This window comes from Proteiniclasticum aestuarii (genome assembly GCF_017368455.1).
Classification (GTDB): domain Bacteria; phylum Bacillota; class Clostridia; order Clostridiales; family Clostridiaceae; genus Proteiniclasticum; species Proteiniclasticum aestuarii.
Genome location: NZ_JAFNJU010000009.1, coordinates 78,208 through 96,318, shown reverse-complemented (window position 1 = coordinate 96,318; position 18,111 = coordinate 78,208). Strand labels below are relative to the sequence as shown.

Genomic DNA, 18,111 nt, shown 5'->3' with positions numbered 1-18,111 from the left:
CAGTAAGCACTGCTCTTTTCTTGTGTTATTTTTTATCTTCTATGATATTGTCCTTTGCCTGGTTGTCCAGCTGATCCAGAATCAGCTTCAGCTGTTCACGAAGCCCTACTACCCCGTCAATATCCATCGGCAGACTGCACGCGATATTGTGTGGCACCTTTTCAGCTTCCTTCATGAGGGTCTTCCCTTTTTCGCTGAGATAGATGATCAGATTACGTTCATCTCTTTTATCTCGCGTTCTTTCAATGTTTCCATCATTCTCCAGTTTTTTGAGAAGTGGAGTCAATGTACCGGAATCGAGTCTTAACTTACCACCCAGTTCTTTCAGCGAAATACCATCCTTCTCCCAAAGAACAATCATGACGAGATACTGCGTATAAGTCAAACCCAACGGCTCCAGCAGGGGTCTGTATATTTTAGTGATTTCTCTTGAGAAAGCGTATACTGCAAAACAAAGCTGATTTTCAAGTTTTAATTCATCTATCATAATATTACCTCATGTCTTATTGTATTCAATTAAATTGTATCATAAAGTATTGTTGAATGTCAATAATTCATTCGGTACTGATTAGATTCCCAGAAAGAGTCTTTTCGCCAGAAAATCTGGAAGTCCTTCTTCCTCAATTCGTCTGGCTGCTTCCTTGATGTTATAATCCACTGCTTTGAATGCCACTTTTCTTTCTTGGGTGTCATAAATAACATAGTGTGCCTTGGGTATGCTGTTTCTGGATTGTCCGACACTGCCTACATTGATGATATAAAGATTTTCATCCAGATAGATGTCTCCATTCTGGGAATTATACATTTCGATGGTTTCATCACTCTTGTATTTGAAGATGCAGGGTTTATGGGTATGCCCTGTAAACATGACTTTGGCCCCGTATTTCTTCATGGCAGCAAAACTTTCACGGAGAAAAACGGAGTCCTTGTTTTCCGGAAAAACATAAGGGAATTCCAGTGGGTGTCCCAGCATAGAATGACAAAGTATGAAATCCTCCACCTGAATGATCTCAGGAAGTCTTTTCATGTGATCCACATAGTCCTTCGGCAGCTTTTTGATGGAATGCATGACGCCCAGTCTTGCATTTTCACTGAAATTCACCAGCGTAAAAGGTTTGATTACGCCATACTCATGATTACCCATAACGCCCTCTCCACCAAGCTCAAGAAATCTCTTATAGCAGAGATCAGGATCTGCGCCATATCCGACCACATCTCCCAGAAAAAGAATCTTGTCGTATTTTTCAACCTCCAGCACTTTTGTAAACGCCTGAATATTTGAATGTATATCACTTAATATCAAGTATTTCATCTGATGATTCCCCCGTTAATACTGTTTCTCATATAGCACAAAATAACGATCCTCTATTAAACTACCTTCAATGACCAGGTCAATGTCAGATAGATCTATGGTTTCGAAAAGATTCAAAGCCAGTGCTTCATCCATTTCCTTTTCCACTTTGTTGATGTAGAGCACTTTTTTCCCAACCGCATTTTTGAAAAGTGCCATTTTGTCATTCACAATTTTAGCAAGATGTCCGATGGTTACAAGGGAGCCGATGGAGCTTCCGGTCAATTCAAGATACTTGTCCAGATGATGAATATTCGCAGCATTCACCACGAGTCCCAGGGACTGAATATCCAGCACACCGATGGTGATATCTGTGGTGGATGGGATCTTAGGTTCATGATCCCGAAATCCCTTTAGAGGTCTTCCGTTGGAAAAATCGCACTCGATGATAGTATGGTCGAAGCCATCCGCAAGATTCTCGATATCATCAGTGCTGAGACCGAAGACCAGGTCCTCCAGATTCTTCCCCTTACCGATGATGTATATACCTGGTCGATTGATGCTGCCAAGGTCATAATCCTTATGATAAGCATAGTCCATGAAATCATACATGGTGATCTCAGGCTTGATGAAGGTGGTGGTGCTGGAAACCAGTATTTTCTTCTTTTTGCGCAAGGACTCAGTCAGTTTATTGATGAGTGTGGTTTTACCACCCGCTCCTACCAGCGAAACATTCGGATACTTATCCAGTTTCAGAATTTCATGTAGCATCTGACCACCTCCAGAAGACTGTTTACAGCATTACTGCATTACATTTATAATATCTTAAAGAAAGGCATTTGTGAACCTACTTCAATCAATTAGCTGAGAACGTTTCAAGCCAGAACCCCCAAGGAGCATCCTTATGATCCGCTTCATGGAATGCAGAGCTTATCCAGTTTAAGAAGTAGTGTGTGAAATGGATGAAATTTCAATTTTTTCCCTTCCAAAGAATTTATTCACAAATTGTTGACATCAATCAGCATGGATGATAGAATAGACAACGTAGCCAACTTAAGGCTACGCAAGCTTTTAGGGGTATAGTTCAATGGTAGAGCAACGGTCTCCAAAACCGTAAGTCTAGGTTCGAATCCTAGTATCCCTGCCATAGTGAATCGGTCTGGTACGATGTACCAGGCCGTTTTCAATTTCACGATTCTCTTTGAGCAACCAGTACGCCCCTCCATCCCCTATTCACGTTTTGCCAAATAAGTAATGGTTTAATTCAGATTTCATTAAGATATTTCATATATTTTCATAGAAATTCATTTTATCTCTTTTTATTTATCTTTGTGTTAATATGATATCATTTAATATTGTTTAGAGGAACAAAACTGAGGGAACATCAGAATAAACGAGATAAAACATGCTAAAGGCTTCTGCTCTGGAATGACTCCTTTGAAATGGATCCATTTTCATATTAAAATACAAAGAACTGTTCAGTTTGAAGGTTTTTCATACCTGACTGAAAATATTGTATATACAAGGAGTTTGAAATGATTACACTTCGACAGGATATCTTTACCGAGGATGCCCTTAAGATTGCCGACTGGCTGGAAGACAATGAGATCATTGCTTATCTCAATGAAGAAGATCAGATCAGTGACCAGATCAGACATATGGTGAATACATCGAATCTGCCCATTTACAATCAGATCTTCAATCAGCGTGGCTTGTTCTATCTGATCTGTCTTCATGGTGAATCCATAGGATATGTCAAATTTGTACCCAAAAGTAAGGGCCACGAAATCGTGATTACCATCGGAGATAAGGAACTCTGGGGTCAAGGTTATGGCAAGACGGCATTGAAAAAAGCCTTAAGTGAAGCTTTCTTCTCTCTTCGTTATGAAAAAATAGAAGCGAAAATAAAACCCATGAATAAAAGATCTCTGTTCATGTTTGAACACATTGGATTTGAATCCGGTGAGAGCAGCGGAGAAATCCATCATTTGTCCATGGACATGAACACTTTCCTGAAAAAAGCCGCATAAATATTTTCACACTACAGCCTTCGGGCTGTATTTTTTCGTGCTTTAATTCCGTTACCGGTTACGTTATAATGAAGAATGATTAAAATGAAGTATGGTGATAAAATGAAGACAAGAATTATGAACACGAACTCCGTCGAAGAAACCATGGAGATCGGCAGAAAAATCGGACAGCATATCACCCGGGGTGTTACGGTCTGTCTGACGGGCGATCTGGGTACCGGGAAAACCCATTTCGCGAAAGGGTTTGCGGAAGGGTTAGGCATCACAGACACCATCACCTCCCCTACTTTTACCATCGTCAACGAGTATCATGAAGGAAGAATTCCTTTCTACCATTTTGATGTATACAGAGTGAATGACATTGACGAAATCCTACAGGTGGGTTTCGAGGAATATGTATACGGAAATGGTGTTACACTCATTGAATGGGCTGATATGATTGAACCGATTCTGCCGGATGAATTCATCCATGTGAAAATCGAAAAGACGGATAACGAAAACGAAAGAAAAATCACGCTGAAGTCTTTCGGTAGAGATTATGACTTTCTGGAGGAAATGGAATGAAAATATTAAGTATCGATACTTCATCCAACAATTGCTCTGTGGCTGTGGTGGATGAGAAATCCATGCTGGGAGAAATCAACATCAATTACAACCTGCAGCACTCTGTGCTTCTGATGCCGCTCATAGAAGAGCTTCTGATGCGGCTTGACCTGAAGGTGAAGGACTTGGATGCACTGACCCTTTCAACAGGCCCCGGGTCCTTCACAGGCCTTAGAATCGGCCTGTCTGCAGCGAAAGGGCTGGCACTGGGCGCAGACCTTCCTATTTACGCCTCTGATGCCCTCTCCATACTCGCCTACGGCGTATATGGATTCAGCGGAATCCTTGTACCTATGGTGGATGCGCTGAGGGGCGGTTTCTATACCGGACTATACACCTTCCAGAACGGAAAGCTGACAGCGATCATGGAACCGTCCATTCTTTCTCTGGAAGAAGTGAAGAAGAAACTGGAGAACGAAGAAAGAGACATTCTGATTCTAGGTGACATCGTAGACAAAATCGGTGAAGAAGAGCTGAAATTCAAGGAGAATGTATCCATTGCCCATGCTTCACTAAACATTCCGAAGGCCAGCAATATCCCCTACCTTCTATGGGATCGAATCCAGTCTGGTGATTCTGACGACATACATAGTCTGGTTCCAGTCTATATGCGAAAAAGTCAGGCTGAATATGAATATGAGAAAAAGATCGGTATGCTTAAATGAATCTGATGATCGATATCACCGAAATGAAACCTCAGCATGTGAATGAAGTCTACAGCATATCTGAAGAAGCGTTTCCTCTTCCCTGGGCCAAGGATGAACTTGTAAGGGAAACCGTCAATCCCAACGCACTGAACCTGGTTGCTCTGCATGAAGGAAAGGTTGTCGGGTATGTTCAATGCTGGTATACCTTAGATAGCGCTGATATCATCAATGTGGCGGTTGCCAGTGCATACAAAAGGCAGGGCGTCGGACACAGACTGGTCAGAGACCTTATTCTCCATCTCAAGGAGAGAAATGTGGAAAATGTATTTCTTGAGGTCCGGGTCAGTAATCTGCCGGCCCAGAGGCTCTACAAGTCCATGGGCTTCATCACCCTCAGTAAAAGAGAACGCTATTATGTCAATGGTGAGGATGCACTGGTGATGAATCTGCAGATCTGATGGATCTTTCAGTAAATATAAACAGCCTCTTCAGAATCCGAGTTTTCTGAAGAGGCTGTTTTCTATTTATTCATTTTTCTTTCAGACTGCTTTATGAAGCTTTGGGTAGCTTTTCTGAAATCGGGCTTCCTTATTGATCAGGGAAGCTACACGATCATAGAAGAGAATCCCTACACCTGAGATGATCATACCCTTGATGAAGTTGAAGACAGGAATACCATAGAACAGATAGGATCTGAGCATTTCGGCTTCCATTCCTCCTGGGAAATAGAGCGGAATCAGGATGTAGTAATTTGCAAGCATAGCCAGCGGAATCATCACAACGGATCCAAGCAGTGCGCCTAAGATGGCACCTTTTCTGGTTTTGAACTTCTTGAATACCATGGATGCGGCAAATACATAGGATCCTACAACGATGATGTTTGCGATTTTACCTACTCCACCTGAAGCACTTCCTTTAATTGTGAAAACCAGAAGGTTTTTCAGTATTTCCACACCGACACCGACCAGTGGTCCGAAAGCGAATCCGCTGAGTAGTACGGGTACTGCCGAAAGATCGACTTTCAGCCATGGGAAGGCAGGCAGGATCGGGAATTCAAAATAGGTCAGAATGAATCCCAGTGTCAGCAGCAGTGCAGCCTTGACGATGATGTTGGTTTTTTTTGATATGTTTACCATGAGTAAACCCCTCCTAAAGATTGCTATCTCCAGAAGATTGCTTAGAAAAAAGCCCTGATTTCAAAGAAATCAGGGCGCGAAAGCTAAAACAATCATTCTTCTTCCATCCAGACTTTAACTGTCGGCTTCGGAGTTACACCGAATCAACCTTGCGGTTCGTGGGCTATACCACCGGTGGGGAATTACACCCCGCCCTGAAGACGCTATTTAATTTACAATTAGATAGTACCACGTTGTTATTATTATGTCAATAGGACTCGGGTTATGGTACAATAATTATGAAAATGGATATTTGAATCCATGGTTTTTTGCCAGTCATTTCGCATCGGGAGGATTCCACTATGAAATCAGCAATGAAGACACAGATTCTGGAAGAAGGAAGGAAGCTTCTGGATACTTTTACACTCTCTTACCCTTACGGATTGTACAAAGATTCTTATTACTCAACGACCTATGATGAGCTGTCCAGATGGCTGAGGCAGACCATCTCCTATTACAAAGAATCCTCTCCACTGAAAAAGGAGGATCCCCTGGTGGTATATCTCAATTCCTTCAGAGGGAAGCTGGGCAATATTGACCGTAGAGAATTCCAGCACATCCTGACACAGTTGAGTGAAAGTGAATAAGCCTTGAAAAATAGACAGGAGCATCTTCATGCTCCTGTCTATTATATTCCTTCAGATTCAGTTCAGGAATTCTCTTTTGCTGTTTTCTGATCCTTATTGAGTCCCTTCATGCTTAGGCTGATTCTCTTTCTCTTCAGATCCACAGAAAGCACTCTCACATCCACCACATCTCCGGATCGGATGAAGGTGAGCGGATTGGTGACATAGCTTGTGGAAAGCTCGCTCTTATGAACCAGACCATCCTGATGGACACCGATATCGATGAATGCGCCAAAATCAGCCACATTTCTCACAACGCCCGAAAGCACCATACCTTCGGTGAGATCCTTCAGTTCAATGACCCCTTTTCTGAAAACAGGTTTGGGGAGATCTTCTCTAGGGTCTCTGCCAGGCTTCTGGAGCTCTTTAATGATGTCCTTAACTGTGGGTTCTCCAAGACCTGTAAGTTCACAGAGCGCTTTCAGTCCAAAGGCTTTCGCTTTCTCTTCGATGTCGATTAATCCCTGTGAGGACAGCTTCTTCTTGTCATATCCAAGCTCTTTCAGAATCAGATAGGCAGCCTGATAGGATTCAGGGTGCACGCCTGTAGTATCAAGAAAATCTTTCCCTTCTCTGATTCTAAGAAATCCTGCACATTGCTCGAAGGCTTTGTCTCCAAGTCTCTTCACTTTCTTGAGCTCTTTTCTTGATGTGAACTTCCCGGTTTCGTCTCTGTAGGCCACAATGTTTTCCGCTATGGTCTTATTGATCCCTGACACATAGGACAATAGTGCAGGTGTAGCCACATTGAGATCCACTCCTACTTTATTGACCGTATCTTCCACTACACCGGACAAGGAAGCATCCAGCTTCTTCTTGTTCATGTCATGCTGGTATTGCCCCACACCGATGGACTTCGGATCGATTTTGACCAGTTCCGCCAGCGGGTCCTGGAGTCTTCTGGCGATGGAAATAGCGCCACGCACCGTGACGTCCAGATCAGGATACTCTTCATTGGCGATTTTAGAAGCGCTGTACACGGAAGCGCCGGCTTCGTTGGTGATCACATAGGAAAGATCGATGTTCTCCTCTTTGAGTTCTTCAATGAGTTCCATGAGTACCAGCTCCGATTCTCTGGATGCAGTCCCGTTGCCCAGAGAAATGACTTTCACATTGTACTTCCGGATGAGATCCTTCAGGATTCTTTTGGTACCTTTTATGTCCTGTCTGGGCATGGTGGGATAAACCGTTGCGGTGTCCAGATATTTCCCCGTTTCATCGAGAACAGCAACCTTGCATCCTGTTCTGAATCCCGGGTCATAGCCCATGACACTGTAGCCTCGTATGGGCGGCTGAAGAAGAAGCGATTTCAGATTCTCCTTGAATACATCAATGGAAGAGTTCTCGGCACGTTCGGTCAGGGTGTTTCGAAGTTCTCTTTCAAGAGAAGGAAGAATCAGACGTTTCAAGGCATCAGAGGCTGTTGCGTGAATCACTTCATTGCAGGCTTCATTCTTTGTGACATATCTGCCCATGATGGCTCTGTGGGCCCTTGTCTCGTCCACCGCCACGGTGACTTTAAGTATGCCTTCCTTTTCCCCTCTGTTGATGGCCAGAATTCTGTGACTGGGCATTCTCAGAGCAAATTCGCTTCTGTCGTAATACATTTCATAGGCGGTGTTTTCCTTATCCCCTGAAGTTTTCAGTTCTGCAGTCTTCACATACACATTTCTCAGCATCCCCTTCAGATCCGCATCCTCCGACATGATTTCGGCAATGATATCACCAGCCAGTTTCATAGCATCCTCAACAGTTTCCACGTCCTCTGTGATGAATTCCTTTGCCTTTTCCAGGGGATTATTTCCTCCACTAAGGATATAGTCGGCTAAAGGCTCCAGTCCTTTTTCTCTGGCTATGGTCCCTCGGGTTCTCTTCTTCGGTCTGAAAGGAAGATAGATGTCGTCAAGCCTTGTGATGGTCTCTGCCTTTTCAATATCTTTTTTCAGGTCTTCCGTAAGGTTATCCTGCTCTGTGAGGAGTCTCAGGATGTCTTCCTTTTTCTGCTGAAGGCCTCTCAGGTACTCCAGTCTTTCATGAAGATCTCGGATCACATGGTCTTCCAGGGAACCTGTGGCTTCTTTTCGATATCTTGCGATGAAAGGAACCGTGGCTCCTTCATCCAGAAGTTTCACTGTCCCTTCCACCTGGTCTCTTCTGACATTGAGTTCTTTTGCGATTCTATCAATTATATTCATATAAGTATTTCTCCTACTCCGCTTTCAGGCTTCCACTGCTGTTCTGTTTCAAATACGCACTGATGAAAAGATCGAGGTCTCCATCCATGACGCTGTCCACGTTCGCGTCTTCCGCCAGGGTTCGATGGTCTTTCACAAGGTTATAGGGATTGAACACGTAGCTTCTGATCTGACTGCCCCAGCCCACATCCTTCATCTCTCCTGTGATGTCTTCAATTTTCTCCTTATTCAGTCTTTCCTTGATTTCCACAAGTTTCGCTTTCAGCATCTTCATGGCTGTTTCTTTGTTCTGCACCTGACTTCTCTCATTCTGGCAGGTGACAACAATGCCTGTGGGAAGATGGGTGATACGGACCGCCGAGTCCGTCGTATTGACATGCTGGCCACCTGCACCGGTACTTCTGTAGGTATCGATTCTCAGCTCATCGTCCTTGATCACCACTTCGCTGTCATCCTCGAGCATGGGAACAGCTTCGACAGAAGCGAAACTCGTCTGGCGTTTCCCGCTGGAATTAAAGGGAGAAATTCTTACCAGTCTGTGGATACCTTTCTCTGCCTTGAGATATCCATAGGCATAGGGTCCTTCAATTTTCAGGGAAGCATCCCGGATGCCCGCTTCATCTCCCTCGATGAGGTTCACGAGTTCCACTTTATAGCCTTTCTTCTCCGCCCATCGGGTATACATCCTGAGCAGCATGGCAGTCCAGTCCTGAGCATCCGTTCCTCCTACTCCGCTCTTCAGGGTCAGAATCACATCATTGTGGTCATATTTCCCCGAGAGAAGGACACGCAGATGCATGGCTTCCACACCTTTTTTCAGTTCCTTCACTTCCCGAAGCAGATCTTCCTGCATGGATTCATCCTCTTCAGACAGCTCGATCATCATCATGGCATCCTCTACACGTTCTGAAAGGTCTTGGTATTCCTTTATCACGTTTTCAATATTCTTTTCTTCCTGGGTGATTTTCTTCGCATTTTCAAGATCCTCCCAGAAGCTCTGCTCCTGCATCTTGAAAATCAGTTCTTCTCTTCTTCTGGATAACGCTTCGATGTCAAAGAGACACCCGGATTTCATCCAGTGATTCTTTGAAGTTTTTCAGTTCATTGACTGCTTCTACCATCTTCGGTAACATTTTCATCACTCCTATACATTCATTTCATTTCAAAATAGACCTGGTTGCCCAAGTCTATTTATCTTTTCTATTTTGCTGCGCCGTGACAGTTCTTGTATTTCTTGCCGCTTCCGCATGGGCAAGGGTCGTTTCTGCCGACTCTTGTATTCTTCACCACAGGTTTTCTCTTCAAGGTGGTGTCCTGATTGGTGGACGTTTCCTTGGCCACCTGCTCACGCTCGATCTTCTCTTCCTTGCGGACTGCGATATGAAGAATATACTTGATGGTGTCATTATTGATGGAATTGATCATCTCATCAAACATCTCTGAACCTTCAAACTGATACGCCTGTACCGGATCCTGCTGCTTGTAGGCTCTCAGACCGATACCTCTCTTCAGGTGATCCATATTGTTGATGTGTTCCATCCACTTCGTATCGACAACCTTCAGCAGTATGACGCGTTCGATTTCACGGATCTGCTCTCCGATTTCCTGTTCTTTCTCTTCATGGATGGATACACCGATGTCATAGAGCATCTCCTCGATGTCCTGATTGGTCATTTTCATCAGTTTATCCGCTTCCAGTGTATCATGAGGAACGAAAATATCCTCCATGTAGGTAATCAGCTTTTCAATGCCTTCTTCTCTTTCCGATCCGTTTGAAAGATGGATGTTCACCGCTGTGGAAACCACATTATGCAGCATGGCACGGATATTCTCTTTCAGGTCTTTCCCTTCCAGTACCATCTGTCTCTGACCATAGATGACTTCTCTTTGCATGTTCATGACATCGTCATAGCCAAGAAGGGTTTTTCTGGTGTCAAAGTTGTTTCCTTCCACTTTCTTCTGGGCATTTTCAATGGATTTGGTCACCATCTTGGATTCGATGGCGTCATCCCCCAGTCCCATGTTGTCGATCATGCCGAAGAGTTTTTCCGAACCGAAGATTCGCATGAGATCATCTTCCAGTGATAGGTAGAACCTGGATTCTCCTGGGTCTCCCTGACGACCGGAACGTCCTCGGAGCTGATTGTCGATACGTCTGGATTCATGTCTTTCTGTACCGATGATCTTGAGGCCACCCACGTCGATGACATGGTCTCCAAGTTTGATATCTGTACCTCTACCAGCCATATTCGTTGCTATGGTGATGGATCCGGGTTCACCCGCACGCGATACGATTTCAGCTTCTTTCTCATGATACTTGGCATTGAGCACTTCATGAGGAACCCCGTTCTTCTTCAGCAGGGTTGAAAGATATTCAGATTTCTCGATGGAAGTGGTACCCACAAGGACAGGCTGCTTCTTCGCATAGGCTTCCTTGATCTCCGCTACCACTGCCTTGTATTTGGCCGGTGCATTTCTGTAGATGAGATCCGGCTGATCCAGTCTTCTGATGGGTTTGTTGGTTGGAATGACGATAACATCCAGACCATAGGTGTGTCTGAATTCAGCTTCTTCAGTGAGGGCTGTACCGGTCATACCGGAAAGTTTCTTGTACATTCTGAAGTAGTTCTGGTAAGTGATGGTTGCCAGGGTCTTGGACTCCCTTTCCACCTTTACCCCTTCCTTCGCCTCGATGGCCTGATGCAGTCCATCCGAGTATCTTCTACCCTCCATGAGACGTCCGGTGAATTCATCGACGATGACCACTTCATCATCTTTGACCATATAATCCTTATCGACTCTGAACAGATAGTTCGCTTTGAGCGCCTGAGTCACATGATGCTGAAGCTCCATGTTCTTCGGCTCTGCATAGTTCTCCAGATGGAATGTCCTTTCCGCTTCCGCAACACCTTCTTCGGTAAGGACCACTGATTTCGCTTTTTCATCCATCGTATAATGGACGTCCTTCTTCAGCTGTTTCACGAAGAAATCTGCTACTTTATAGAACTCGGTGGATTTATCCCCCTGGCCGGAAATGATCAGTGGTGTTCTGGCCTCATCGATCAGGATGGAATCCACTTCATCGACGATGGCGAAATTCAGCTCTCTCTGAACTCTTCTTTCAGCATAGACCACCATATTGTCTCTTAAATAGTCAAATCCGAACTCATTGTTGGTACCATATGTGATATCAGCCTGATAGGCTTCTTTTCTCTGCTCATTAGTGAGACCATGCACGATGACCCCGCAGGTAAGGCCGAGGAACTCATAAATCTGTCCCATCCAGTCTCTGTCTCTTGACGCCAGATAATCATTGACGGTTACCACATGAACGCCGTTTCCGGTCAGTGCATTGAGGTAGGAAGGCAGTGTCGCCACCAGTGTCTTACCTTCACCGGTCTTCATTTCCGCAATTCTACCCTGGTGAAGAATAATACCGCCGATGATCTGTACGCGGAAGTGCTTCATGTTCAGCACTCGGGCAGAAGCTTCTCTTACTGTCGCGAATGCTTCAGGCAGGAGATCATCCAGTGCTTCTCCCTTTTCCAGTCTTACCTTAAACTCCTCTGTCTTTGCTTTCAGCTCTTCATCAGTCAGTTTCTGAAACTCCGCATCCAGTGCTTCCACCTTGTCTGCAAGAGGCTCGATTCTTTTCACTTCCCTCTCGCTGTAGGTTCCAAAAACCTTATCAAATAATCCCATTTTTTCAACTCCAAATTTTTATTTCAATCCTAATTGTCCTGTTACACCATATTCATTCCTTTCAACCTGAAGAAAGGCATTATGGCCCAGATAATATTATAGCACTTATCCACAATATATATCAATATTTCGGCTTCCTATGACAGCTTATTCTATGATTCTTTCCAATTTTATCTCATGAAAATTAATTTAAGGTTAACTCTTGAACTACTCCCCCTTAAAATGATATCAAATCATTTTTGAAGAGGGAGATTCCTGAGTATGGGAGCCTAACGGCTCATTCTTTCGGGTTTTAGATAAAAATATGAAGCAAAGTAAAAGGAGCATCTTTCGATGCTCCAACCTGTATTATATTAATCTTCTTCTCTTTCAAGGAGACCATAATTTCCGTCTTTTCTCTTGTAGACTACGCCTGTTTCTCCTTCTTCATCTTCAAAAACGTAGAAGTTGTGTCCCAAGAGTTCCATCTGGAGTACGGCTTCTTCCTTTGACATAGGCTTCATGGAGATTTTTTTGGTTCTGACAATTTTAGGGGCGTCATCACCTTCCAGCTCTTCCATCTGTGTGAAAGCAGTATCGTTGAACCTTACGGAAGGATTACCTGCTTTTCTCTCGATCTTTGTCTTATATTTTCTGATCTGTCTTTCCAGCTTGTCCTGTACCAGATCGATGGATTTATACATGTCATCACTGGATTCTTCTGCTCTTAAGAGAACATTACCGAAGGGGATCGTTACTTCAAAGGTCTGATCCATTTTTGTCACACTTAATGTGGCTCGAGCTTCCACCGGCTGATTGAAGTACTTGTCCAGTCTGCTCAGTTTATTCTCAACCGCCTCCTTTAAACCGTCTGTAAGTGTAATGTTTCTTGCATAAATGTATGTCTTCATATGGTTTGCCCCCTTGTTGATTTAATATTTATGATAGTTCTATTTTAAATGAAAAACGGCATTTTATCAAGCTTTATTCGCTATTTGACGAAATTTTCAATCAATTCCAGATTGGTTTTTCCTGGACTTTACAGGATATTTACGGATTCCAGTTCGCCCACATAACCGGAGGTTTCCTTGAGATTTTCCAGAATACTGAAGATATAGACACTTTCTTCTGCACTCAGGTGTTTCTTTCGTGTCAGCACGTCTATGGACTCCGGTGTCGATATGGTTTTTTCGAACCACATGATAAGAATACCCTCCTTGTTGTAAAGCACTTTGGACTGGTTGCGGAAGAACTTGTTCATTCCGATCCCTTTCCAGTTCAGAACATTCGATCCTTCCATGGGGATTTCAAATCCCCTTTTTATTTTCATCTTCCCGTTTTTTCTAAACTCCACCTTTTCCTTAAGCACCAGATTTTCTCCCTTGTGCATGAGTTCGTAGTTAAAGGAAATCGTATCAATACTTCCTTTCTGCCATAGTGGACATCCAGAGTACTGTAAAAACCATCTGCCTTCGAGTTTTTTCAGTTCCCGGTCATTCATAAGCAGCACCTCCTTGTTTCCCTTTTTCCTATTGTACCCTAGAATCTCAAAATTGGTTTATCCATTTGATGAAGTTTATATTAATACTATGAAGTATTTTTGAAATCAAACTATATTTTGGTATAATTGTACTAGTTTCATCCGGACAAATTGTTAGGAGTTGATTATTATGGACAATGGTACCTTAAGACTCATCGGACTGATGCTGCTCTTTATGTTAGGCGGTGGGCTTTACAGTCTGGTCATGTCTTATTTCACAAAGAACAACCTGCTCAGATTTCTCCCTTCCCTTGCAGGAATCATCCTGATTCCTTATCTCATCTACCAGATGTACTATGGGAACCTGGAAGGATTCATGCCTCTGGCATACCTGTTATTCATATTCATGATTCTATCCATCATCATAGGAAACGTACTGGCCAATATCATAGTGAACATTCTGCAGAAAAGAAAGTGATCCGCAATGCACAGAGGCTGAATGAGAAGTGAAGAACACTTTTCATTCAGCCTCATTTACTATGCGTTTTTCCAGTTCACAGTGATCACCACAGTTCCTCTGGCTCCTTCTTTCAGGTTCGCTGTGTATCCCAGCTCTTTCAGCTTCGCTAAAAGCGGTTTGCGCAGATCCTCTTCAATTTCATCTTCCTCGAAGAAGAATACTTCCTTCTCCTTGCCCAGATAGGAGGATCGTCCAATTCTTTTCTTTATTTTCTGCAGTAAATCTTCAATTTTAGCAGTTTCATCAGATAACGCTCTCACAAAAATTTCCAGCCTGATATCCGACAAGTCATCAGGAAGATCCGGAAGGAGCTGTTTCAGCTTTTCTCCATCGATGACGTCTCTATACATGTAATCACCCTTCTTCCTATATCGGCAGTGTCCAGTTCTATCGCTTATTGCTCAAGCTCATTCACGATGGAAACGCTTGCTGACAGTCCAAGTCTCGTAGCACCGTTTTCAATCATGCCCATGGCATCTTCCAGTGTGCGGATTCCGCCTGATGCTTTCACGCCCATTTCCGGTCCCACGGTTTTTCTCATCAGCGCGATGTCTTCTTTTGTTGCACCGCCCTTTGAAAAACCGGTGGATGTCTTCACATAATCAGCCCCTGCATCTTTAGCCAGTTCGCAGGCTTTCACCTTCTCTTCATCTGTAAGAAGACATGTTTCGATGATGACCTTTGTAAGCACGCCCTTTGCAGCCAGAACCACCGCACGGATGTCTTCCAGCACATACTCATAGTCCTTGTCCTTCAGCTTACCCACATTGATGACCATATCCACTTCCTCCGCTCCGAGCAGGACCGCTTCATTGGTTTCAAAGCTTTTGGCTTCTGTGGTCATCTGTCCTAAAGGAAACCCGACGACGGTACAGATTTTTGTATCTGTGCCTTCAAGCAGCGCTTTCGCCTTTTCGATGTTGCATGGATTGATGCACACGCTGAAAAACTTATGCTCTCTCGCTTCTTCACAAAGCTTTACCAGTTCCGCTTCTACTGCATCCGGTTTCAGTAGTGTATGATCGATATGTCTTGCCAATGTTATTTTATCCATTTAAAGTACCTCCTAGGTCTATTTCCATTATATTTTACCATAGTTTGCCTTTGTGTGAACTACTCACCACTTAAATGATTGACATCATTTTGAAGTGAGAGCTTCTTGGTCAATGTTTAGTTGAGCATTGGCCAACGCCAATGAATCTACTTCCTTGAGAAAGTCATGCTCTTTCTTGTATTGAGCAGGTGTATTTTTAAGCATTTGACCTGATTCCTCATAATGCATAATCTTATCATGTAGCATCACATTGTAAATGAAACGTACACAACCAAAGGTTTTTGCATAAAACACTTTCTGTGCATCAGTTGGATAAATACGATATCGATACACTTTATTTGCAATCATACTTAAATCTCATTTCTATATGTTATAATATACTCCAATAAAGACAAGAATATTCATTCTCAGACAAAATAATAAGCGATTCATCCCCCACCTAAAGAGGATGGGGGAATTCCCGCGAATTTAGGTTAAATAGACACGCCTCAAATTCATAGAAACAATACATCCTTTTCATCGGTAAGAAAGAGCTTCCTTATATTAAATTTTCAATAAATCCTTGAAAACGCAAGGATTTTCTAATATACTTTTTCCGGGTTTATGTTATAATATACTGTAGCAATCATAGGATAAAGGAGTTTTCAATAATGGGGTTTAAGGATAAATTACAGAAGTACTATGCAGATAATTATATGAAGAAATATGGAGACCGAATCACCCAGGCGTATGGAACGGTTCTTTCAGTAAAAGTGGAAGAGAAAAAATACCTGTGGATTTTCAACGTATTGAAGGCGACCATCATACTCAAGCCGGATGGGTCCAAAAATGTGGTCAGAAGCGTATATAAGGCTAAAAGATGGTTCAAGAAACCGGATTTCATTGCAGTGAATCAGGGTAACGTGATTCTTCTTCAGGCGCTGAAGGGCAAGAAAGGCTCAGACAACAGTGATGTTCTGGAAATCAAAAACATCAGAAATGTCACCACAAGAAGAGATCTGTTCAAGATTGATGCGCCAATGCCAAAAAGACAGGTTCAGTACAAAAGAAAATAAGATCGCGGAAGTCTGCACAGCGGTTGCAGGCTTCTTTCATATCAAGTATTATTATGATTATAAACGATCATCCATGGATATGTGAGATGTCCTATGGATAAGTGGAGGTAAACATGAAGGACACCGTCTATATCACTGGTCATAAAAATCCTGATTCAGATTCCATCTGCGCTGCTCTGGCCTATGCGGAGTACAAGAACAAAACAGGTTCGGACCACTATGTACCGGTCAGATTGGGAGAAATCAATCGGGAAACCTATTTCATTCTCGCCTATTTCGGTGTGGAACCACCGGAGTATATCGAAGATGTGAGACTGCAGATCAGCGATCTGAATATCGATAAAATCGCTCCGATCTCATCGGAGATCACGTTGAAGATGGCCTGGAACATCATGCGCATGAACAATGTCAAGAGCATCCCGGTGGTGGATGAAAATGAAACACTGAACGGTATCGTATCGGTTTCCAATGTAACGGAAAGTTATATGGATGTCTGGGACAATATGATTCTCGGAAAATCCAAAGTCACCGTGAACAATCTGCTGGATACCTTGACCGGTCAGCTGCTTCATCTGGATAAAGACCGGAAGCATTTCTATGGGAAGATCTATGCCCTGTCCGCTTCACCAGATGAAGTGAACAAGACCATAGAAGAAGGTGATATCGTCATCACCGGCAATCGAAGAGATTCTATGGAAGGTGCTGTGGAAAGAAAAGTATCTCTGATCATCATCACCGGTTCTGGTGATATGGATGAGGATCTTCTTGAAAGAGCAAAGGAAAACCGGATAACCGTCATCAATACGCCCTATGACACCTATACCACCTCCAGACTGATTTCACAGTCCGTGCCGGTGAACTATGTCATGACCAAGGAAAACATCATGTACTTCTCCTCTGATGACTATATCGGAGACATCAGAAACACCATGGCGGAGACAAGGTTCAGAAGCTATCCCGTGGTCAGTGAGGAAAACAAGGTTGTGGGCACCATCTCAAGATTCCACCTTATTTCAGGCAAGAAGAAAAAAGTAATTCTTGTGGATCATAATGAGAAAGGTCAGTCTGTCAAAGGGCTCAATGAAGCCGAAATTCTCGAAATCATTGATCACCATAGAGTAGCCGATGTAGCCACATCCACGCCGATCTTTTTCCGAAACGAACCGGTGGGCAGCACGTCCACCATCGTGGCCAATATTTTCTTTGAAAATGGTATCCGCCCTTCCAAGAAAACCGCAGGTCTTCTTGCTGCTGCAATCATATCCGATACGCTGCTTTTCAAGTCCCCTACTTCCACGAACGTGGACAGACTCGTTCTGCAGAGACTTGCACAGATTGCCGATATCGATGTGGAGGAATTTGCGCTGGAGATGTTCAAATATGGCACGTCTCTCGCAGGAAAGAGTCCTCAGGAAATTCTCAAGCAGGATTTCAAGGTCTTCACCTACGACAGCAGCAAAATCGGAGTATCTCAGGTATACACCATGGACTCTGACACCATTGACGAACTGAAAGGCACCATCATTGAAACCATGGAAGAGATGACAGAACATGAAGGATTCGACCTTCAGCTTCTGATCGTCACCGACATCTACAAAGAAGGATCGGAGCTCATTGCTGTCGGAAAACAGAAGGACGTCATCAATAAAGCCTTTGATGTGCAGATGAAGGATAATTCGGTTTATATCCCCGGCATTCTTTCCAGAAAGAAGCAGGTCATCCCACCGATTTCCAGCGTCATCAATCGCTAAAGG

General features: G+C 43.5%; 19 protein-coding genes, 1 tRNA gene, 1 pseudogene and 1 riboswitch. Of the genes and pseudogenes, 9 read left to right on the top strand and 12 right to left on the bottom strand.

Features of this window, described 5'->3' with window-relative positions:
• Positions 1-25: 25 nt before the first annotated feature.
• The 3 genes from J3A84_RS11945 to yqeC all read right to left on the bottom strand — a co-directional run bounded on the left by J3A84_RS11945 (position 26) and on the right by yqeC (position 2,062).
• Positions 26-487 carry a MarR family winged helix-turn-helix transcriptional regulator gene (locus tag J3A84_RS11945; protein WP_242694196.1) on the bottom strand — a complete coding sequence of 154 codons (462 nt, stop codon included), beginning with the start codon at positions 485-487 and terminating at the stop codon, positions 26-28.
• Positions 488-568: 81 nt separating this feature from the next.
• Positions 569-1,312: a metallophosphoesterase family protein gene (locus tag J3A84_RS11940; protein WP_207600265.1), complete on the bottom strand. Its 744-nt coding sequence runs from the start codon at positions 1,310-1,312 to the stop codon at positions 569-571.
• A gap of 15 nt (positions 1,313-1,327) precedes the next feature.
• On the bottom strand, positions 1,328-2,062 hold the full coding sequence (gene yqeC, locus J3A84_RS11935) for a selenium cofactor biosynthesis protein YqeC (RefSeq protein ID WP_207600264.1): 735 nt from the start codon (positions 2,060-2,062) through the stop codon (positions 1,328-1,330).
• 302 nt (positions 2,063-2,364) lie between these two features.
• Here yqeC and J3A84_RS11930 point away from each other — a divergent pair.
• The 5 genes from J3A84_RS11930 (at position 2,365) to rimI (ending at position 5,029) form a co-directional block, all read left to right on the top strand.
• Positions 2,365-2,438: transfer RNA gene (locus J3A84_RS11930), tRNA-Trp, on the top strand.
• A 388-nt stretch (positions 2,439-2,826) separates the two neighbouring features.
• Positions 2,827-3,321: a GNAT family N-acetyltransferase gene (locus J3A84_RS11925; RefSeq protein WP_207600263.1), complete on the top strand. Its 495-nt coding sequence runs from the start codon at positions 2,827-2,829 to the stop codon at positions 3,319-3,321.
• Positions 3,322-3,423: 102 nt separating this feature from the next.
• Positions 3,424-3,885 carry a tRNA (adenosine(37)-N6)-threonylcarbamoyltransferase complex ATPase subunit type 1 TsaE gene (gene tsaE, locus J3A84_RS11920; protein WP_242694195.1) on the top strand — a complete coding sequence of 154 codons (462 nt, stop codon included), beginning with the start codon at positions 3,424-3,426 and terminating at the stop codon, positions 3,883-3,885.
• Positions 3,882-4,589 carry a tRNA (adenosine(37)-N6)-threonylcarbamoyltransferase complex dimerization subunit type 1 TsaB gene (gene tsaB / locus J3A84_RS11915; protein WP_207600261.1) on the top strand — a complete coding sequence of 236 codons (708 nt, stop codon included), beginning with the start codon at positions 3,882-3,884 and terminating at the stop codon, positions 4,587-4,589. The genes tsaE and tsaB overlap by 4 nt, the downstream gene beginning before the upstream one ends.
• Positions 4,586-5,029, top strand: coding sequence for a ribosomal protein S18-alanine N-acetyltransferase (gene rimI, locus J3A84_RS11910; RefSeq protein WP_207600260.1), 444 nt, complete (start codon positions 4,586-4,588; stop codon positions 5,027-5,029). The genes tsaB and rimI overlap by 4 nt, the downstream gene beginning before the upstream one ends.
• Positions 5,030-5,110: 81 nt before the next feature.
• Here the strand turns inward: rimI and J3A84_RS11905 are convergent, their stop codons facing one another.
• Positions 5,111-5,707: an ECF transporter S component gene (locus tag J3A84_RS11905; RefSeq protein WP_207600259.1), complete on the bottom strand. Its 597-nt coding sequence runs from the start codon at positions 5,705-5,707 to the stop codon at positions 5,111-5,113.
• A gap of 91 nt (positions 5,708-5,798) precedes the next feature.
• Positions 5,799-5,913: riboswitch (FMN riboswitch) on the bottom strand.
• A 135-nt stretch (positions 5,914-6,048) separates the two neighbouring features.
• On the opposite strand from J3A84_RS11905, the gene J3A84_RS11900 reads away from it, so the two are divergent.
• Positions 6,049-6,333 (top strand): hypothetical protein, encoded by a 285-nt coding sequence (locus J3A84_RS11900; RefSeq protein ID WP_207600258.1) that lies wholly within the window; start codon positions 6,049-6,051, stop codon positions 6,331-6,333.
• 62 nt (positions 6,334-6,395) lie between these two features.
• Here the strand turns inward: J3A84_RS11900 and J3A84_RS11895 are convergent, their stop codons facing one another.
• The 5 genes from J3A84_RS11895 to J3A84_RS11875 all read right to left on the bottom strand — a co-directional run bounded on the left by J3A84_RS11895 (position 6,396) and on the right by J3A84_RS11875 (position 13,749).
• On the bottom strand, positions 6,396-8,567 hold the full coding sequence (locus J3A84_RS11895) for a Tex family protein (protein ID WP_207600257.1): 2,172 nt from the start codon (positions 8,565-8,567) through the stop codon (positions 6,396-6,398).
• Positions 8,568-8,580: 13 nt separating this feature from the next.
• Positions 8,581-9,700, bottom strand: a protein-coding gene (gene prfB / locus J3A84_RS11890; protein WP_242694193.1) for a peptide chain release factor 2 whose coding sequence is annotated in 2 segments (ribosomal slippage) — positions 8,581-9,621 and positions 9,623-9,700 — 1,119 coding nt in all. Because the reading frame shifts where the segments join, the coding sequence is not laid out codon by codon here.
• A 67-nt stretch (positions 9,701-9,767) separates the two neighbouring features.
• Positions 9,768-12,269, bottom strand: coding sequence for a preprotein translocase subunit SecA (gene secA, locus J3A84_RS11885; protein ID WP_207600255.1), 2,502 nt, complete (start codon positions 12,267-12,269; stop codon positions 9,768-9,770).
• Positions 12,270-12,622: 353 nt separating this feature from the next.
• Entirely contained in the window at positions 12,623-13,159 is a 537-nt protein-coding gene (gene hpf / locus J3A84_RS11880) for a ribosome hibernation-promoting factor, HPF/YfiA family (protein ID WP_207600254.1), read from the bottom strand.
• A 128-nt stretch (positions 13,160-13,287) separates the two neighbouring features.
• Positions 13,288-13,749 (bottom strand): hypothetical protein, encoded by a 462-nt coding sequence (locus J3A84_RS11875; protein ID WP_207600253.1) that lies wholly within the window; start codon positions 13,747-13,749, stop codon positions 13,288-13,290.
• 169 nt (positions 13,750-13,918) lie between these two features.
• Here J3A84_RS11875 and J3A84_RS11870 point away from each other — a divergent pair, with 169 nt between their 5' ends.
• On the top strand, positions 13,919-14,206 hold the full coding sequence (locus J3A84_RS11870; RefSeq protein ID WP_207600252.1) for a hypothetical protein: 288 nt from the start codon (positions 13,919-13,921) through the stop codon (positions 14,204-14,206).
• 59 nt (positions 14,207-14,265) lie between these two features.
• On the opposite strand, the gene J3A84_RS11865 is transcribed toward J3A84_RS11870, so the two are convergent.
• The 3 genes and pseudogenes from J3A84_RS11865 to J3A84_RS11855 all read right to left on the bottom strand — a co-directional run.
• On the bottom strand, positions 14,266-14,598 hold the full coding sequence (locus tag J3A84_RS11865) for a hypothetical protein (RefSeq protein WP_207600251.1): 333 nt from the start codon (positions 14,596-14,598) through the stop codon (positions 14,266-14,268).
• 44 nt (positions 14,599-14,642) lie between these two features.
• A complete protein-coding gene (deoC, locus tag J3A84_RS11860; RefSeq protein ID WP_207600250.1) occupies positions 14,643-15,302 on the bottom strand; it encodes a deoxyribose-phosphate aldolase in 660 nt (219 codons plus the stop codon).
• Positions 15,303-15,407: 105 nt separating this feature from the next.
• Positions 15,408-15,650: pseudogene (locus tag J3A84_RS11855) on the bottom strand (helix-turn-helix domain-containing protein); the annotation flags it as partial.
• Positions 15,651-15,952: 302 nt separating this feature from the next.
• Between J3A84_RS11855 and J3A84_RS11850 the strand changes: the two are divergent.
• The gene (locus J3A84_RS11850; protein WP_207600249.1) at positions 15,953-16,357 is read left to right on the top strand and encodes a hypothetical protein; all 405 of its coding nucleotides are present in this window, start codon (positions 15,953-15,955) and stop codon (positions 16,355-16,357) included.
• A 113-nt stretch (positions 16,358-16,470) separates the two neighbouring features.
• Positions 16,471-18,108 (top strand): putative manganese-dependent inorganic diphosphatase, encoded by a 1,638-nt coding sequence (locus J3A84_RS11845; RefSeq protein WP_207600248.1) that lies wholly within the window; start codon positions 16,471-16,473, stop codon positions 18,106-18,108.
• The last annotated feature ends 3 nt before the right edge of the window (positions 18,109-18,111 follow it).

Bases quoted from the DNA above. Each gene is read 5' to 3' on its own strand.
- J3A84_RS11945 (WP_242694196.1), bottom strand. From the start codon at position 487: ATGATAGATGAATTAAAACTTGAAAATCAGCTTTGTTTTGCAGTATAC.
- J3A84_RS11940 (WP_207600265.1), bottom strand. From the start codon at position 1,312: ATGAAATACTTGATATTAAGTGATATACATTCAAATATTCAGGCGTTT.
- yqeC (WP_207600264.1), bottom strand. From the start codon at position 2,062: ATGCTACATGAAATTCTGAAACTGGATAAGTATCCGAATGTTTCGCTG.
- J3A84_RS11925 (WP_207600263.1), top strand. From the start codon at position 2,827: ATGATTACACTTCGACAGGATATCTTTACCGAGGATGCCCTTAAGATT.
- tsaE (WP_242694195.1), top strand. From the start codon at position 3,424: ATGAAGACAAGAATTATGAACACGAACTCCGTCGAAGAAACCATGGAG.
- tsaB (WP_207600261.1), top strand. From the start codon at position 3,882: ATGAAAATATTAAGTATCGATACTTCATCCAACAATTGCTCTGTGGCT.
- rimI (WP_207600260.1), top strand. From the start codon at position 4,586: ATGAATCTGATGATCGATATCACCGAAATGAAACCTCAGCATGTGAAT.
- J3A84_RS11905 (WP_207600259.1), bottom strand. From the start codon at position 5,707: ATGGTAAACATATCAAAAAAAACCAACATCATCGTCAAGGCTGCACTG.
- J3A84_RS11900 (WP_207600258.1), top strand. From the start codon at position 6,049: ATGAAATCAGCAATGAAGACACAGATTCTGGAAGAAGGAAGGAAGCTT.
- J3A84_RS11895 (WP_207600257.1), bottom strand. From the start codon at position 8,567: ATGAATATAATTGATAGAATCGCAAAAGAACTCAATGTCAGAAGAGAC.
- secA (WP_207600255.1), bottom strand. From the start codon at position 12,269: ATGGGATTATTTGATAAGGTTTTTGGAACCTACAGCGAGAGGGAAGTG.
- hpf (WP_207600254.1), bottom strand. From the start codon at position 13,159: ATGAAGACATACATTTATGCAAGAAACATTACACTTACAGACGGTTTA.
- J3A84_RS11875 (WP_207600253.1), bottom strand. From the start codon at position 13,749: ATGAATGACCGGGAACTGAAAAAACTCGAAGGCAGATGGTTTTTACAG.
- J3A84_RS11870 (WP_207600252.1), top strand. From the start codon at position 13,919: ATGGACAATGGTACCTTAAGACTCATCGGACTGATGCTGCTCTTTATG.
- J3A84_RS11865 (WP_207600251.1), bottom strand. From the start codon at position 14,598: ATGTATAGAGACGTCATCGATGGAGAAAAGCTGAAACAGCTCCTTCCG.
- deoC (WP_207600250.1), bottom strand. From the start codon at position 15,302: ATGGATAAAATAACATTGGCAAGACATATCGATCATACACTACTGAAA.
- J3A84_RS11850 (WP_207600249.1), top strand. From the start codon at position 15,953: ATGGGGTTTAAGGATAAATTACAGAAGTACTATGCAGATAATTATATG.
- J3A84_RS11845 (WP_207600248.1), top strand. From the start codon at position 16,471: ATGAAGGACACCGTCTATATCACTGGTCATAAAAATCCTGATTCAGAT.